Raw genomic sequence first — 15,881 nt, 5'->3', positions numbered from 1 at the left:
GTGACCGAGACCGACATCCGGGAGCTGCGCACGCGAGGGGCGAACGGGGCGGATGACGCGCGCCTGGAGCTGTTGCGGCGCAAGCTTGCCGAGCGCGGCCTGCAGCCTCAGAACCAGGCGCACGACGGCGTCGCCGCCGGGCCGGTGCTATCCGACGGCCAGCGCCGGATGTGGTTCGTGCAGACCGCCGAACCCTCGGGTGCACTGCTCAATGTCTGTGTGTCCTTTGCCATCACCGGCGACCTGGACCACCAGCGGCTGCAGGATGCGGTGACTGCCGTTGCCGCGCGTCATCCGGTGCTGCGCACCACTTACCGGGCAGATGCCACCGGCGAGCCCGGCCTGACGGTGCATGACCAGCTGGCTCCCGGCTGGAGCACCCATGATCTGAGCGCGCTCTTCGACACGTCGCGCACCCTGCGGCTCGAGGTACTGGCGCAGCGGGAATTCGGTACGCCGTTCCAGCTCGACACGGAATCACCATTGCGGATCAGCTTGATTCGCACCGCGGCGCACGAGCACGTCATGCTGCTCACCGCCCACCACATTGCCTGGGACGACGCCTCCTGGCAGGTGTTCTTCAGAGACCTCACGCGGGCCTACGAGGGAGAATTGGCCGGCGAAGAGCTGGCCGAGGTGATTCCGGGCTCGGTGCCCGCCGATGATCACACCGAGGCGCTGGAGTACTGGCGGTCCGTGCTGGCCGATCTGCCTGAGCCGCTGGAACTTCCGGGCCCGCACGGTTCTGTGGCGCCCACCGGTCATCGCTCACAGCGCGTCACCCGGCGTCTCGATGCAGACACCGTGGCCCGGGTCTCCGAGCTGGCCCGCCAGACCGGTGCCACGCCGTACACCGTGCTGCTGGCGGCCTTCGGCACTCTGTTGCACCGCTACACCCACGCCGATGATCTCCTCGTCGCGACCCCGGTCCTCAACCGCAGCGGCGGCACCGAGGACGCGCTGGGCTACTACGGCAACACGGTGGCGCTGCGGTTGCGGCCCGAGTCGCGCAAGAATTTCCGCGATTTCGTCACGCAGGCCAGGGACACCACCCATGGTGCGTTCGCACATCAGCAGATCAACCTGGACCGGGTGGTGCGCGAACTCAACCCGGACCGCCGTCACGGCGTCGAGCGGCTGGCACGGGTCTCGTTCGGCGCCCGCGAAGCTGACAGCCGAGGCTTCTGCCCGCCCGGCATCACCTGCCGCCGGGCCGAGTACCGCGGCCAGCAGACGCAGCTGCCGCTGGGCTTCATGGTCGAATTCGACGACGATGGAGCGCTGGTCGAGGCCGAGTATCTGACCGAAATCCTCGACGCCACACTGGCCGACCAACTGCTACGGCACTACGTGGTGCTGCTGGAGTCCGCGCTGGGCGACCCCGGCCGAGCACTGTCCGAGCTGGACCTGATGGATGACCGCGACGCCAGCTGGCTGCGCCAAATGGCCACGGGCGAACAGTTCAACACGCCGGACACGACGCTGGCCGCGCTGATCGAGGCCCAGGCCGAGCGCACCCCGGACTCGGTCGCCGTGGCCTACGAGGGCCGCTACTACACCTACCGCGAACTCAACGCCGAGGCGAACAGGTTGGCGCACCGGCTGATCGGCCAGGGCATCGGCACCGAGGACCGGGTCGCCGTGCTGCTCGACAGGTCGCCCGAACTGGTGATCACCGCGCTGGCCATCGTGAAGGCCGGCGGCGTGTACCTGCCGGTCGACCCGACCTACCCCGAGGACCGCCTGGCCTTCATCCTGGGCGACTGCGACCCGAAACTTGTCATCCGCGAACCGGTCACCGACCTCGCGGGTCAGCGGGACGACAACCCCACCGACGCCGATCGCGTGCGGCCGCTCACCGCGGGCAACACCGCCTACCTGATCTACACCTCGGGCTCGACCGGTCTGCCAAAGGGTGTTCCGGTGCCCCACCGTCCGGTCGCCGAGTACTTCGTGTGGTTCGTCGACGAGTACCAGATCGACGCCGACGAGCGACTGCTACAGGTGGCCTCGCCCAGCTTCGATGTGTCCATCGCCGAGGTGTTCGGCATGCTGGCCTGCGGTGCGCGCCTGGTCATTCCACGCCCGGGCGGCCTCAACGACATCGGATACCTGACCGAGCTGCTGCGCACCGAGGGCATCACGTCCATGCACTTCGTGCCCTCGCTGCTGGGCCTGTTCCTGTCGCTGCCGGGCGTCAACGAATGGCGCAGCCTCAAGCGCGTGCCGATCGGTGGCGAAGCGCTGCCGGGCGAGGTCGCCGACAAGTTCCACGCCACCTTCGACGCGCTGCTGCACAACTTCTACGGGCCGACCGAGACGGTCATCAACGCCAGCCGGTACCGCGTCGAGGGCAAGCAGGGCACGCGCATCGTGCCGATCGGCAAGCCGAAGATCAACACGCAGATGCATCTGCTCGACGATGCGTTGCGTCCGGTGCCGGTCGGCGTCATCGGCGAGATCTACATCGGTGGCACCCATGTCGCGCACGGCTACCACGAGCGTCCCGGCCTGACCGCCGAGCGCTTCGTCGCCGATCCGTTCACCGTGGGCGGCCGGCTCTACCGCTCCGGCGACCTGGCCCGGCTCAATGCCGAAGGTGATATCGAGTTCGTCGGTCGCGCCGACGAGCAGGTCAAGATTCGTGGCTTCCGCATCGAACTCGGCGAGATCGCCGCCGCCATCGCGGTGGACCCGAGCGTCGGCCAGGCCGTCGTCGTGGCCAGCGACCTGCCCGGCCTCGGGAAGAGCCTCGTCGGCTACCTCACGCCGGCCGAGCGCGGCGACCTGGAATCGGTGGACGTGCAGCGCATCAAGGCCCGGGTGGCAGCCGCGCTGCCCGAATACATGGTGCCGGCCGGCTACGTCGTCCTCGACGAAATCCCGATCACCGCACACGGCAAGATCGACCGCCGCGCGCTGCCTGACCCGGACATTCAGTCCCGCAACGCATTCCGGGAACTGACCACCGACACCGAGCGCAAGGTCGCCGAGCTGTTCGCCGACCTGCTCGGCGTCGATCAGGTCGGGGCCGACGACTCGTTCTTCGAACTCGGTGGGCACTCCCTGTTGGCCACCAAGCTGGTCGCCGCGATCCGCGCGCGCTGCGACGCCGAGATCGGCGTTCGTGAGGTGTTCGAGCTGGGCACCGTTGCGGAGATCGCGGCGCGCGTCGACACCGGGGCACCGCGCAACCGGCCGCCGCTGCTCGCCATCGAGCACACCGGCCCGCGCCAGATGTCGGCATCGCAACTGCGCCAATGGTTCCAGTACCGCATCGACGGCCCCGGCCCGGTCAACAACATTCCGTTCGCGGCCCGGATCACCGGTCCCTGCGACGTCGACGCCTTCGTCGCCGCGCTCGGTGACCTGGTCGAGCGGCACGAGGTGCTGCGTACCACCTACACCGAAATCGACGGTGTGCCATACCAGGTGGTGAGAGATCCGGCTCCGCTGCCGGTCCGCCGCGCTCGTGGTGCCGACGAAGAGTGGCTGCAAGCCGAACTCGACCAGGAACGGCGCTACGTATTCGATCTGGAAGCACAGTGGCCCATCCGGGCCGCGGTGCTGTCCATCCCCGGGCAGCACGTGCTGTCGATCATGGTGCATCACATCGCCGCCGACCACTGGTCGGCAGGTGTGTTGTTCACCGACCTCGTCACCGCGTACCGGGCCCGCCTCGAGCAGCGTGCACCTGAATTCGCGCCGCTGCCGATCCAATACTCCGATTACGCGGCCTGGCAGGCCGCCCTGCTGTCCGATGAGTCGGGAATGCTTGCCACGCAACGTGACTACTGGCGGGGTCAGTTGGCCGAACCGCCCGCCGACCCCGGGCTGCGGCCCGACTTCAGCCGGCCGGCGGTGCTCTCCGGTGAGGGCGCGTCGGTGCCGTTCGTCATCGACCCCGACGTTCGCATCAAACTGACCGCGCTGACCCGCGAACTCGGTATCACCGACTTCATGCTGCTGCAGTCGGCGGTCGCGATTGCGCTCGCGAAATCGGGGGAGGGGCTCGACATTCCGCTCGGCACCCCGGTGGCCGGCCGCACCGAGGCCGAACTCGACGCTCTGGTGGGCTTTTTCATCAATATCCTGGTTCTGCGCAACGACATGACCGGAAACCCGACCTTGCGCGAGATTCTGGTCCGCTCACGGGACATCGCGCTGGCGGCCTACGCACACCAAGACCTGCCGTTCGACCACGTCGTCGATGCGGTCAGCCCGGCCCGGTCGTTGTCGCGCAACCCCCTGTTCGGCGTCGTCGTGCACGTGCGGGAGGACCTGCCGGCCGACCACATCATCGATGTGCGGGCTGACGGCGACACCACGTTCACCGCGCTGGAGCCGACGTTCGACGTGGCACACGCCGACCTGTCGGTGAATTTCTTTGCCACGCAGGACAGTTACCGCGGACACCTGATCTACCGCACCGATCTGTACACGCCGGAGACCGCCCGCCGTCTCGCGGACCGGCTGGTCCGGGTGATCACCGGCATCGCCGAGAACGCCGACCAGCGACTGCGGGATCTGCGGGTGGACGAAGCCTTTGAAGGGGCAGCGGGCACCGACGACATACTCTTGCTCGACGAGTGGCGCCAGCCAGTGGGCATCGGTGTCGTCGGCGACATCTACCGGGAGTCGGCACCCACCGGCGAACGCGGCAGGTGGTTGGCCACCGGAGCGCTCGAGCGCGTCGAGGCCGTCCAGTTGCGCGCAGCGCGAACCGGGTCGACGGCAGTGGAGCCCGCCCGTACCGATACTGAACGGGCACTGGTCGCACTGCTGGCCGAGGTCCTTGACGTCGACGCCGAGATCAGCCGCGGCGACGACTACTTCAGCCTGGGCGGCGACAGCATCAAAGCGGTGCAGCTCGCGGCCCGCGGCCGTGACGCCGGGATGAAGCTGACCGCCCGGATGGTCTTCGAATATCCGACGGTCCACGAGTTGGCTGCCGCGATCGATGCCCGGTCATCGGCGGAAACCGAAGGGGCACAGGGTACAGATCGCGAGCATGCGCCGATGACGGTGTCGGGCCTGTCCGCCGACGAACTGGCCGAGCTGACCGCGTCGTTCTCCACATCGTGGACCGCATCGCAGGAGCCGCAGTGACCACACTGCAACCGGCGCCGGTCATCGAGGACGTCCTGGCCCTGAGCCCGCTGCAGCAGGGGCTGTATTCGATGGCCCAACTCGATCAGGCGGACGACCCGTACCTGATCGCGATGTCGGCCGATATCGAGGGCGACGTCGATGCGTCGCTCCTGCGGGACTGTGCGGCAGCGTTGCTGGTGCGCCACCCGAACCTGCGGGCCAGCTTCGTGCCGGTCGGGAGCCGGACCGTGCAGGTGATTCCGAGCGCCGTCGACCTGCCGTGGCGGCAGCTCACCGCCGCGTCGCCCGACGACGCCGACGACCTCGAAGCACACGAACGACGCCGGCCGTTCAGCCTGGAGCGGGGTCCGGCCATCCGTTTCCTGCTCATCGAAATGCCGGACCAGTGTTGGCGTTTCGCGGTCGTCGCGCACCATATCGTGATCGACGGCTGGTCGCTGCCACTGTTCGTCGGCGAACTGCTCGCCCTGTACTCCGCCGGCGGCGACATCGCGGTGCTGCCCGCCGCACCGCGTCCGTACCGCGACTACATCGGCTGGCTCGGGGCCCGCGACCCGGAGGTCAGTCGCCGGCTGTGGCAGCGGCACCTGGCGGGGCTGGACGGTCCGACCATGCTGGCTCCGGCTCTCGGATCTGGTGAACTCGGCGACGATCTGCCCCACACCACCGAGGTCAAGGCGTCCCGCGACACAACACATCGTCTGGTCGAGGCGGCGCGGGCCCGCGGCGTCACGGTCAACACCCTCACCCAGATCGCCTGGGCGGCAATACTGTCGGTGCTCACCGACCGGAGGGACGTCGTCTTCGGCGTCACGGTCTCAGGCCGGCCGGGGGAGTTGTCCGGTGTCGAGTCGATGGTTGGATTGTTCATCAACACCGTGCCGCTGCGGATCCGACTGGACCCGCAGCGCCGTGTCGGCGAGCAGTGCCTGGCGGTACAGCGCGACGCCGCCGAGTTGCGGGAGCACAGCTACCTGTCGCACACCGAACTCCGGTCTCTCGGCGGTGTCGGCGAACTGTTCGACAGCCTCCTGGTCTACGAGAACTTCCCGCCGGGCGGCCTCGTCGGCAGCGGCGAATTCGACGTCCGCGGAGCCACTTTCCGCCCCCGGGCACTGCAGAGCCTGGCGCATTTCCCGATCACCGTCGCGGCGCACCTGACCGGCGGCGAGCTGACCATCCTGGTCGAGGCGAAAGACGGTGCCACCGGGTTGGTCCCACCGGAGAGCCTCGGCCGGCAGGTGCTCGCGGTGATGCAACGCCTCGTCGACTGCTGGGACCGACCGATGCGCGACGTCGGAATCCATCTGGCCGCACCTGCGTCACCGGGCACGCCCGCTGCCACCGAAACCGGCGGCATCCACGAGAAATTCACCGCCACCGCGCGCCGCAAGCCCGGGTCGGTGGCCCTGACGTATGACGGCGGCGCGCTGACGTTCCGCGGTCTCGACGAGGCGTCCGACCACGTCGCAGCGGAACTGCGGCGGCGCGGCGTGGAGACCGAGATGCCGGTGCCGGTGCTGCTTCGCCGGGGCCCTGACTATGTGGTCGCGATGCTCGGCGTGCTCAAGGCCGGTGGAATGATCGTGCCGCTGGATCCGTCGATGCCCGTTGATCGGGTCGAGGAGATCCTCGGCCAGACCGACGCATCGATCATCGTGGATGACGCACTCGTGACCGCCGCGAGCAAGACCTCAGTCGGCGATTTCACACCGGAGCCAACACATCCCGGCCAGGGCGCCTACATCGTGTTCACGTCCGGTACCACCGGCAAGCCCAAGGGTGTGATCGGCACGCATGCCGCGGTGCTGTCGTACGTTGCCGACCACGCCGCTCGGGTGCTGCACCCGGCGGTGGCGAAAGCCGGTCGGCCACTTCGGGTTGCGCATGCCTGGTCGTTCACCTTCGACGCGGCCTGGCAGCCCCTGGCGGCGCTGCTGGACGGTCACGGTCTGCACATCGTCAGCGACGAGGTGCAGCGTGACGCCGAGGCACTGGTGGCGACCATCGGCCAGTACGGCATCGACCTCATCGACACCACGCCGTCGATGTTCACCCAGCTGCAAGCCGAAGGCCTGCTGACCACGGTGCCGCTGACCGCGCTGGCGCTCGGCGGCGAAGCCGTCGACCCGTGCGCGTGGGCAGCCATCCGCGACGAATGCGACCGCACCGGCATGTCCGCGTACAACTGTTATGGGCCAACGGAAACGACCGTGGAAGCCGTGGTAGCGGCGTTCACCGAACACCGCATCCCGTCCATCGGGCGCCCGACCACCACGACCCGAGCTTATGTTCTGGACGCCTGGCTGCGGCCGGTACCGGACGGCGTGACCGGCGAGCTGTACCTGTCCGGTGGTCAGCTCACCCGCGGCTACCTGGGTCGTGCCGGGGAGACCGCCGTACGGTTCGTCGCCGACCCATTCGCGGCCGGCGCACGGATGTACCGCACCGGCGACGTGGTGCGCCGCGATCCCGCCACCGGTGGTCTGCAGTTCCAGGGGCGCTCCGACGATCAGGTGAAGATCCGGGGTTTCCGCGTGGAACCCGGTGAGGTCGCCGCGGTGTTGCACGCTCACCCCGGCGTGCGGCAGGCACATGTCATCGTCCGGCGGCATGCCAGCGGGCCACGGCTGGTCGCGTACGTCGCCGGGGCGGCAGCTGCCGCCGAGCTGAGGCGGATGCTGGCCTCTCGGCTACCCAGATATCTGGTGCCGCACCACATCATCGCCGTCGACGAGATTCCGCTGACCGTCAACGGCAAGGTGGACGACGCGGCGTTGGCGGCCATCGATGCCGCATCCGGCGCCGGACAGGCGGCGGCTCCGGCCACCGCCACCGAACGGGCGGTGGCACAGTTGTTCGCCGACGTCCTCGAGGTGGCCGAGTCGTCGGCACTCGACGTCACCGCCGACTTCCTGGACCTCGGACTGGACAGCATCGTCGCGCTGTCGGTGGTACAGGCCGCACGCCGCCGCGGACTCGCATTGCGCGCCCGGATGATGCTGGACTGCGCCAGCATTCGCGAACTGTCCGACGAGCTGGATGCCGAGAACGAAGCGGCCGCGGCGGCGGCCGAGGAATCCGGCCCGGTGCCGGTGCTGCCCAATGTGCATTGGCTGTACCAATTCGGCGATGCCCGGCGACTGGCCCAGACTCAGGCTCTACGTGTGCCGGAAGCCATGACCGCTGCGCAGCTGACCACGTTGTTGCACAACGTCATCGCCGCGCACCCGGCCCTGCGCTGCCGACTGGACCGGGCCGCCATGACCCTGGTCGACCATCCGGTGGGGAACATCCTCACGGAGGTCACCGTGGCAGGTGACGTCGTCGCCGCGGTGGCGGAGCAGACCGATCGGGCGGTCGAGCGGCTCGACCCGGAGCAGGGACGCCTGTTGCAGGCGGTGCTGCTGCACCCGCAAGACGGTGCCGGGGAGTCCGGTGCCAAGGTGCTGGTGCTCAGTGCCCATGTGCTCGCCGTCGACCCGGCATCTTGGAGAATCGTGCTCGGTGAGCTGGAAAACGGTTGGCACGCACTGACAGCCGGCGCCGAACCAGCCGCAATCCGCGAACACACGAGCTACCGGACGTGGTCCAGGCTGATCGCCGAACGCGCGCAGCAGCTGGACACCGTGGACTTCTGGGAAGCACAGGTCGCCGGCTCCGACCCGCAGCTCGGCAATCGTCGGGTGAACCCCCAGACCGACTGTGCCGCAGACGTGGTGGTGTCCATGGGACTCATCGACCCGGAATTGGCCGGGCGGGTCCTCTCGGCCGGCCGGCCGGTCACCGATCTGCTGGCCGCCGCCACCGCCCGCACCATCACCCGTTGGCGGCGGCGCCGCGGACAGGAGACTCCGCCGCCGCTGTTGGCGCTGGAGACTCACGGCCGCGCCGACACCATGGTGTCGGGCGACCAGGTCGATACCGGGGATTCCGTCGGCCTCTTCAGTGCCATCTACCCACTGCGGCTCAGTTCCGAAGCGCCCGAACAGGTCAGCGCCGAGATCGCCGCGGTTCCGGGCCACGGCATCGACTTCGGCCTGCTGCGCCATCTGCGCACCGACACCGCCGAGCGGCTGGCCGCGTACCCGGAACCCCAGGTGCTGCTGAACTACCTGGGCCGCGTGCATCTCGGAGCGAGCGGTGATGCGCTGCAGCTCGACGGTGCGCTGCTGGCCGGCGCGTCACCGGTGCCCGAACCGAACTACGCGGTGCACCACGAGCTGACCTTGCTGGCGGGAGTCATCGACCATGACGGCACCGCGGCGCTCGGCGTCCAATGGCGCACGGTGCCAGACATTTTCAGCGCAGACGATATTGCCGAATTGCAACAGCTGTGGGAAGCGCAGCTCAGGGAAGTGGTGAAATGACGACCAGCGAGGAGCCGGAGGCGGATCGCGCATGACTGAGCCCCGAAACACATTGGCCGTCATCGGTGCCGGGGCCAAAGCGGTCGCCGTGGCCGCCAAGGCCGCTGAACTTCGCGCCATGGGCGTGGACGCGCCCGAGGTCGTCGCGGTGGAACGCCTTGGCGTCGGCGCCAACTGGCAGGCCGCCGGCGGCTGGACCGACGGCCGGCACCGGCTGGGCACCGGTCCGGAGAAGGATGTCGGTTTCCCGTACCGGTCAGCGCTCGTGCCGCGGCGCAACATCGAACTCGACGAACGGATGATGCGGCACAGCTGGCAGTCCTACCTGATCTCGACGGGGCGGTTCGCCGAATGGGTCGACCGCGGCCGGCCCGCACCGACCCACCGGCGCTGGAGCCAGTACCTGACATGGGTCGCCGAAAGCGTGGCCATGCAGGTGATCACGGGCGAGGTCACGCAGCTGTCGGTGGACGGCGACCAGTGGGTGCTGCACTGCCGCGATCAGCAGGTCCGCGCTGACGGCGTGATGATCACCGGGCCCGGACAGGCCGAGCGCTCCATCCTGCCGGGGCACCCGCGGGTGCTGTCGATCGCCCAGTTCTGGCATCGGGTCGCCCAGGATGAGCGCATCAACGCTGAGCGGGTCGCCGTCATCGGTGGTGGCGAGACCGCCGCGACCATGCTCGATGAGCTGTTCTCGCACCGGGTTTCGACCATCACGGTGATCTCTCCCGGCGTCACGCTATTCACCCGGGGCGAGGGCTACTTCGAGAACACCCTGTTCTCCGACCCCACCGGCTGGGCCGGCCTCAGCGTTTCCGAGCGCCGAGATGCCATGGCCCGCACCGACCGTGGCGTGTTCTCCGCGCGGGTTCAGGACTCACTCCTGGCCGACGACCGCATCCGGCACCTGCGCGGCCGCGTCGCCCATGCCGTGCCCCAACAGGACCGAATCCGGTTGACCCTGCAGACCGAACGCGACTCCGGTTGCCTGGAGACAGTGCACGGATTCGACCTGGTGATCGACGGCTCCGGTGCCGACGCCATGTGGTTCACGCCGCTGCTGAGCCAGGACGCGTTGGACGTTCTGGAACTCGGTATCGGGGCGCCGCTGTCGTCCGACTCGCTGCAGCGGTCCATCGGCTACGACCTCGCGGTGACGGGCGTCGCGCCGAAGTTGTTCCTGCCCAGCCTGTCCTGGCTCACGCAGGGGCCCGGTTTCCCCAACCTCAGTTGCCTCGGTCTGCTCAGCGACCGGGTGCTGGGTGCCGAACTGTCCACACAATCCGTGAGGAGAAGCGATGAGCAGCAATCCGTTCGATGACGAGAACGGCTCGTTCTACGTGCTGATCAACGACGAAGAGCAGCACAGCCTGTGGCCGGTGTTCGCCGATGTGCCCGCCGGGTGGCGGGTCGTGTTCGGCGAGAGCACGCGCGCCGACTGCCTGGCCTACGTCGAAGAGACCTGGACCGACATCCGGCCGAAGACGTTGCGCGATTCCCTGGCCGGCTGAGCCGCGGATCGAGGCAGTCGGGTTCGTGTCGGGTTGCGCATCTGTGGGCGTTGACTGTTCACAGAGTCCGCGTAGCGAAGCGTCTGGACGCACCATCAACGCTGACATCGGCGGTGAAGTACCAGCGTTCAATCGGCATGGTGAGCCGACGGCGGTTTTTGCACTCAGGGACTTCTGACGGCCTGGAGAAGTACCTACCGTCAATCACAGCGGCCGCGCCTGCCTTCTGATTGACGTCATGTACTTCTCTGGCCCGGGTACTTCTCTGGCCCGGCTTCACGTGAGCAGGTTCCGGCCGGCAATGGTCGTGGGCGCCCGCCTGCGACTCTCGGATACGTCCCGCGGGCCTGATATTCCGCGTGATCCCCGTCGTTCGGTGGCCCGAGTAGAGTCGCGAGAGCCAAAGCTGACCAGGGGGAGTGCAGCAATGACGTATCCGGATCCTCGGTACCCGCAGCAACAACCGCCATCAGGGCCCTATCCGACAGGTCCGTATCCGCCCGGCGGCTACCCGAACCAGCAGCCGCCGTACCCCTACCCGCAGCCGGGCTACCCGCCGCCCTATGGCTACCCGCAGCCGCAGCCCGAGCCGCGGAGCGACGGCAATTCCGCGGGCTGGCACGCCGCCAGTATGGCGATCGCCACGTTGTTCCGCGGCACCTACGGTCTGGGCGGCAGTGCCCGTAACCGCGTCATCACCGCGCTGATGTGTTTGGGTATCGGGCTCGTCGCGTTGGTGATCGTCGTGCTGGCCGGCATGTACCTGCGCTAGCGCGCGTCACTCGCCGGTGGGCGAAATCTGCTGAGACAGGGGCACATCCATGTCGTACACCCGGGCGTGCAGCACCACCCTGTTCCGCAAGGCCGATCGCACCGCACGGTGCAGGCCGTCCTCCAGATAGATGGTGCCCTGCCAGCGCACGGCATGCGGGAACAGATCGCCGTAGAAGGTCGAATCCTCGGACAGCAGCCGGTCGAGAGCGAGCACCGTCGTGGTGGTGACGATCTCGTCGAGACGCAGCTGCCGCGGCGGAATCTGGGCCCATTCGCGGTAGCTCAGCCCATGTTCGGGGTAGGGCTTCCCGTCGCGTACCCCTTTAAAGATCATGAGCAAATCCCGCCGCGAAATCCCTATGAGCCGAGCGGGTCCGCGGTGACAACGTCGGCATACACCTGACCCTAGCGGGTTGACTGGGTGTTTGCCGAGGCATCCAGCCACCAGATGGGCTCTGCGGGCCGTCCGGATCCAGCGTCACCGTAAAATGGCAGTGAATCGGGAGGTGACGCATGGGTAGTGCTGACGACCGTCGCTTCGAGGTGCTCCGCGCCATCGTTGCCGACTTCGTCTCCACCAAGGAGCCCATCGGCTCCAAGACGCTCGTCGAGCGCCATAACCTCGGCGTTTCGAGCGCGACGGTGCGCAACGACATGGCCGTGCTGGAGGCCGAGGGCTACATCACACAGCCGCATACGAGCTCGGGCCGGGTGCCTACGGAGAAGGGCTATCGCGAGTTCGTCGACCGAATTGACGACGTCAAGCCGCTGTCGTCCAGCGAGCGCCGCGCCATCTTGACTTTCCTGGAGTCCGGGGTCGACCTCGACGACGTGCTGCGCCGGGCGGTCCGGCTGCTCGCGCAGCTGACCCGCCAGGTCGCCATCGTGCAGTACCCGACGCTGTCACGGTCCACGGTGCGCCACCTCGAGGTGGTGGCCTTGACCCAGGCCAGACTGTTGCTCGTGGTCATCACCGACACCGGCCGGGTCGACCAGCGGGTCGTCGAACTCGGCGACTCCATCGGCGAGCACGAGTTGTCCCAGCTGCGTGAGCGACTCGGCGCGGCGCTGGAAGGAAAGCTGCTGTCGGCCGCGTCCATCGCGGTGGCCGACCTGGCGTCGCAGATGGACGGTCACGGCGGCCTCGGCGATGCGGTGGGCCGGGCGGCGACGGTGCTGGTCGAGACCCTGGTCGAGCACCAGGAGGAGCGGCTGTTGCTCGGCGGCACCGCCAACCTGACGCGCAACACGGCTGATTTCGGCGGGTCCCTGCGGTCGGTGCTGGAGGCGCTGGAAGAGCAGGTCGTGGTCCTGCGGTTGCTGGCTGCCCAGCAGGAGGCAGGTAAAGTCACGGTACGCATCGGCCACGAAACCGAGGCCGAGCAGATGGCAGGGACGTCAGTCGTGAGCACCGCCTACGGAAGTTTGGGCAAGGTTTACGGCGGGATGGGCGTGGTGGGCCCCACTCGGATGGACTATCCGGGGACCATCGCCAACGTCGCGGCCGTCGCCCGGTACATAGGCGAGGTTCTGGGCACCCGGTGAGGGTGCCCAGCAGTTCGAGAGATTAGGCAAGGTTCTTAGGCGTGGCACGCGATTACTACAGCCTGCTCGGCGTGAGCAAGGGCGCCAGCGACTCGGAGATCAAGAAGGCCTACCGCAGGCTGGCCCGGGAGCTGCACCCCGACGTCAATCCCGACGAGGGCGCACAGCAGCGGTTCGCGGAGATCAGCACCGCCTATGAGGTCCTCAGCGACCCGGAGAAGCGGCGCATCGTCGACCTCGGTGGTGACCCGATGGAGAGCGGCGGAGGCGGCGGCGGTGGTGCCGGCTTCGCCGGTTTCGGGGGCCTCGGCGACGTGTTCGAGGCGTTCTTCGGCGGCGGTGCGTCCTCGCGCGGTCCGATCGGCCGGGTGCGCCCCGGTTCGGACTCGCTGCTGCGCCTGCGGCTGAACCTCGAGGAATGCGCGACGGGCGTCACCAAGCAGGTCACCGTCGATACCGCGGTGCTGTGCGACGTGTGCCAAGGCAAGGGCACGCATGGCGACTCCCAGCCGGCGCGCTGCGACACCTGCCACGGTCAGGGTGAGGTGCAGACGGTCCAGCGTTCGCTGCTCGGCAACGTGATGACGTCGCGTCCCTGCCCCGTGTGTGGCGGTGTCGGTGAGGTGATCCCCGACCCATGCCACCGGTGCGGCGGCGACGGACGCGTGCGGGCCCGCCGCGAGGTCAGCGTGAAGATCCCGGCCGGCGTCGGAGAGGGCATGCGCGTGCGGTTGGCCGCCCAGGGCGAGGTCGGCCCCGGCGGTGGTCCCGCCGGCGACCTCTACGTCGAGGTGCACGAGCAGCCCCACGACCTGTTCCTGCGGGACGGCGACGACCTGCACTGCACGGTCTCGGTGCCGATGGTCGACGCCGCGCTGGGCACGACCGTAACCGTCGACGCCATCCTCGACGGGCCCACCGAGATCACCATCGCGCCGGGTACCCAACCCGGTTCGATCACCACGCTGCGCGGCCACGGTATGCCGCACCTGCGGTCCGGCGTCCGGGGCAACCTGCACGCGCACATCGATGTGGTGGTGCCGTCCCGGCTCGACAACCGCGACCTGGATCTGCTCCGCAAGTTCAAGGAGCAGCGCCCCCGCGACGTCACCGAGGTGCGGTCCACGCAGAGCGTCGCCGGCGGCAGTGGTGGCTTGTTCAGCCGTCTGCGCGAAACCTTCAGCGGCCGTTAGCCTTCGGGGCTGCTGGTGAGCCGGGCGCTGTTCTACGTCGACGCGGTGCCGGACGTCGGCGGTGTCGCCGTCGTCGACGGCGACGAGGGCTTCCACGCCGCGACGGTTCGCCGCATCCGTCCGGGAGAGGAACTCGACCTGTCCGACGGGGCAGGGATGTTGGCGCACTGCGTGATCGAGGATGCGGTGAAGGGCCGGTTGACGGCGCGCGTGCTGTCGGTCACCGACGTCCCGGCTGCGGTCCCGACGGTGACGGTGGTCCAGGCCCTGCCCAAATCCGAACGCTCGGAGCTGGCAATCGAATTGGCCACCGAGGCCGGCGCCGACGCCTTCGTGGCCTGGCAGTCCGAGCGCTGCGTTGCCCGGTGGGACGGTGCGGCCAAGGTGGAGAAGGGTTTACGACGCTGGAGTGCGGTCGCCCGGTCGGCGGCGCGGCAGTCCCGACGGCCGTACGTGCCCTCGGTCACTGGCCCGATGTCGACCGCTGAGCTGGTCGCGTCGGTCGGGGCCGCCAGGGGTGAGCGAAGCGACGGGATGAGTCATGCCACCCTGGTCCTGCACGAATCAGCGGAAGTGGCACTGCGCGACGTGATTTCGCCGTCCACTGAGGCCGTGACGCTGATCGTCGGGCCGGAAGGCGGTATCACCGACGGCGAGGTGGCGGCGCTGGTGGCCGCCGGCGCGGTCGCTGTTCGGCTGGGACCGTCGGTGCTGCGGACGTCGACCGCTGCGGCAGTCGCGTTGGGTGCCTTGGGCGTGCTGACGCCGCGCTGGGAACCCTGACGGTCAGTGCTCGCCGCGCAGGTATGCGGCCTCGGCCTCGGCGACCGCGTCGTCGGCTTGTCGCGGAGTCGGTAGGTCGGAGGCGTTGGCCTCGATGATCGCCTCGACGCGTTCATCGTCGAGCCCCTCTGCCCGCAGGACGCTTTCGATGAGGGCACGTTGCACCGCACGGCCCTTCATGTTCGCGAGCTTCGCGGTTGACAGGATGCTGCGGGCGAGTTCGGTCTCGGTTGCCGCGGCGGCTCCCGGCGCGAGTTTGATCCGCTGGATCGAACCGCTGATCGAGGCCTCGGCCGTGACGTTGCCTGCTGGGTCGGATACCGCGAACACCACTACCCGTGGCCCTTCGTCCTGCTGTGGTGGTTCGTCGTCCCGCGGTGCGGCGGTAGCCGGTGGCTCCATCGCCGCGGCATAGGAGTCGGCCCCGGCCGGTTCTTCGGAGTGTGCCTCGTCATCCGGCGTCACCAGCAGATCCAGACTTGAGTCGTCTGGGTTTACCTCGTCGCCGCCGGTGTCGCTGAGATAGTCGAGCGCACTCTCGGTGTCCGAGTGCTCGTCTTCTGGGTCGTCCCAAGAATGGTCGGACATCG

10 protein-coding genes are annotated in these 15,881 nt (G+C 68.5%); 8 read left to right on the top strand and 2 right to left on the bottom strand.

Annotated elements, in window-relative coordinates:
• The 5 genes from AC3WTE_RS20500 to AC3WTE_RS20480 all read left to right on the top strand — a co-directional run bounded on the left by AC3WTE_RS20500 (position 1) and on the right by AC3WTE_RS20480 (position 11,768).
• Positions 1 to 5,109, top strand: a complete 5,109-nt coding sequence (locus AC3WTE_RS20500) for an amino acid adenylation domain-containing protein (RefSeq protein WP_492440416.1) — start codon at positions 1 to 3, stop codon at positions 5,107 to 5,109.
• Positions 5,106 to 9,482 carry an amino acid adenylation domain-containing protein gene (locus AC3WTE_RS20495; RefSeq protein ID WP_492440415.1) on the top strand — a complete coding sequence of 1,459 codons (4,377 nt, stop codon included), beginning with the start codon at positions 5,106 to 5,108 and terminating at the stop codon, positions 9,480 to 9,482. The genes AC3WTE_RS20500 and AC3WTE_RS20495 overlap by 4 nt, the downstream gene beginning before the upstream one ends.
• A gap of 31 nt (positions 9,483 to 9,513) precedes the next feature.
• A complete protein-coding gene (gene mbtG, locus AC3WTE_RS20490; protein WP_492440413.1) occupies positions 9,514 to 10,806 on the top strand; it encodes an NADPH-dependent L-lysine N(6)-monooxygenase MbtG in 1,293 nt (430 codons plus the stop codon).
• On the top strand, positions 10,784 to 10,996 hold the full coding sequence (locus AC3WTE_RS20485; protein ID WP_492440411.1) for an MbtH family protein: 213 nt from the start codon (positions 10,784 to 10,786) through the stop codon (positions 10,994 to 10,996). The genes mbtG and AC3WTE_RS20485 overlap by 23 nt, the downstream gene beginning before the upstream one ends.
• Before the next feature lie 427 nt (positions 10,997 to 11,423).
• Positions 11,424 to 11,768: a hypothetical protein gene (locus AC3WTE_RS20480; RefSeq protein ID WP_492440409.1), complete on the top strand. Its 345-nt coding sequence runs from the start codon at positions 11,424 to 11,426 to the stop codon at positions 11,766 to 11,768.
• Between the two features lie 6 nt (positions 11,769 to 11,774).
• On the opposite strand, the gene AC3WTE_RS20475 is transcribed toward AC3WTE_RS20480, so the two are convergent.
• On the bottom strand, positions 11,775 to 12,104 hold the full coding sequence (locus AC3WTE_RS20475; protein WP_459369136.1) for a type II toxin-antitoxin system VapB family antitoxin: 330 nt from the start codon (positions 12,102 to 12,104) through the stop codon (positions 11,775 to 11,777).
• Positions 12,105 to 12,283: 179 nt separating this feature from the next.
• Here AC3WTE_RS20475 and hrcA point away from each other — a divergent pair, with 179 nt between their 5' ends.
• Genes hrcA through AC3WTE_RS20460 form a run of 3 tightly spaced genes read left to right on the top strand, consistent with a single transcriptional unit; the run spans position 12,284 to position 15,291 of the window.
• A complete protein-coding gene (gene hrcA, locus AC3WTE_RS20470; protein WP_492440407.1) occupies positions 12,284 to 13,315 on the top strand; it encodes a heat-inducible transcriptional repressor HrcA in 1,032 nt (343 codons plus the stop codon).
• Between the two features lie 41 nt (positions 13,316 to 13,356).
• The gene (dnaJ, locus tag AC3WTE_RS20465) at positions 13,357 to 14,508 is read left to right on the top strand and encodes a molecular chaperone DnaJ (RefSeq protein WP_492440406.1); all 1,152 of its coding nucleotides are present in this window, start codon (positions 13,357 to 13,359) and stop codon (positions 14,506 to 14,508) included.
• Positions 14,509 to 14,523: 15 nt separating this feature from the next.
• A complete protein-coding gene (locus AC3WTE_RS20460; protein WP_492440404.1) occupies positions 14,524 to 15,291 on the top strand; it encodes a 16S rRNA (uracil(1498)-N(3))-methyltransferase in 768 nt (255 codons plus the stop codon).
• 3 nt (positions 15,292 to 15,294) lie between these two features.
• On the opposite strand, the gene AC3WTE_RS20455 is transcribed toward AC3WTE_RS20460, so the two are convergent.
• Positions 15,295 to 15,879: a hypothetical protein gene (locus tag AC3WTE_RS20455; protein WP_492440402.1), complete on the bottom strand. Its 585-nt coding sequence runs from the start codon at positions 15,877 to 15,879 to the stop codon at positions 15,295 to 15,297.
• Between the last annotated feature and the right edge of the window lie 2 nt (positions 15,880 to 15,881).

This window comes from Mycobacterium sp. FW102-FHT13B02 (genome assembly GCF_058790275.1).
This window is presented reverse-complemented; position numbering and strand designations above follow the sequence as displayed.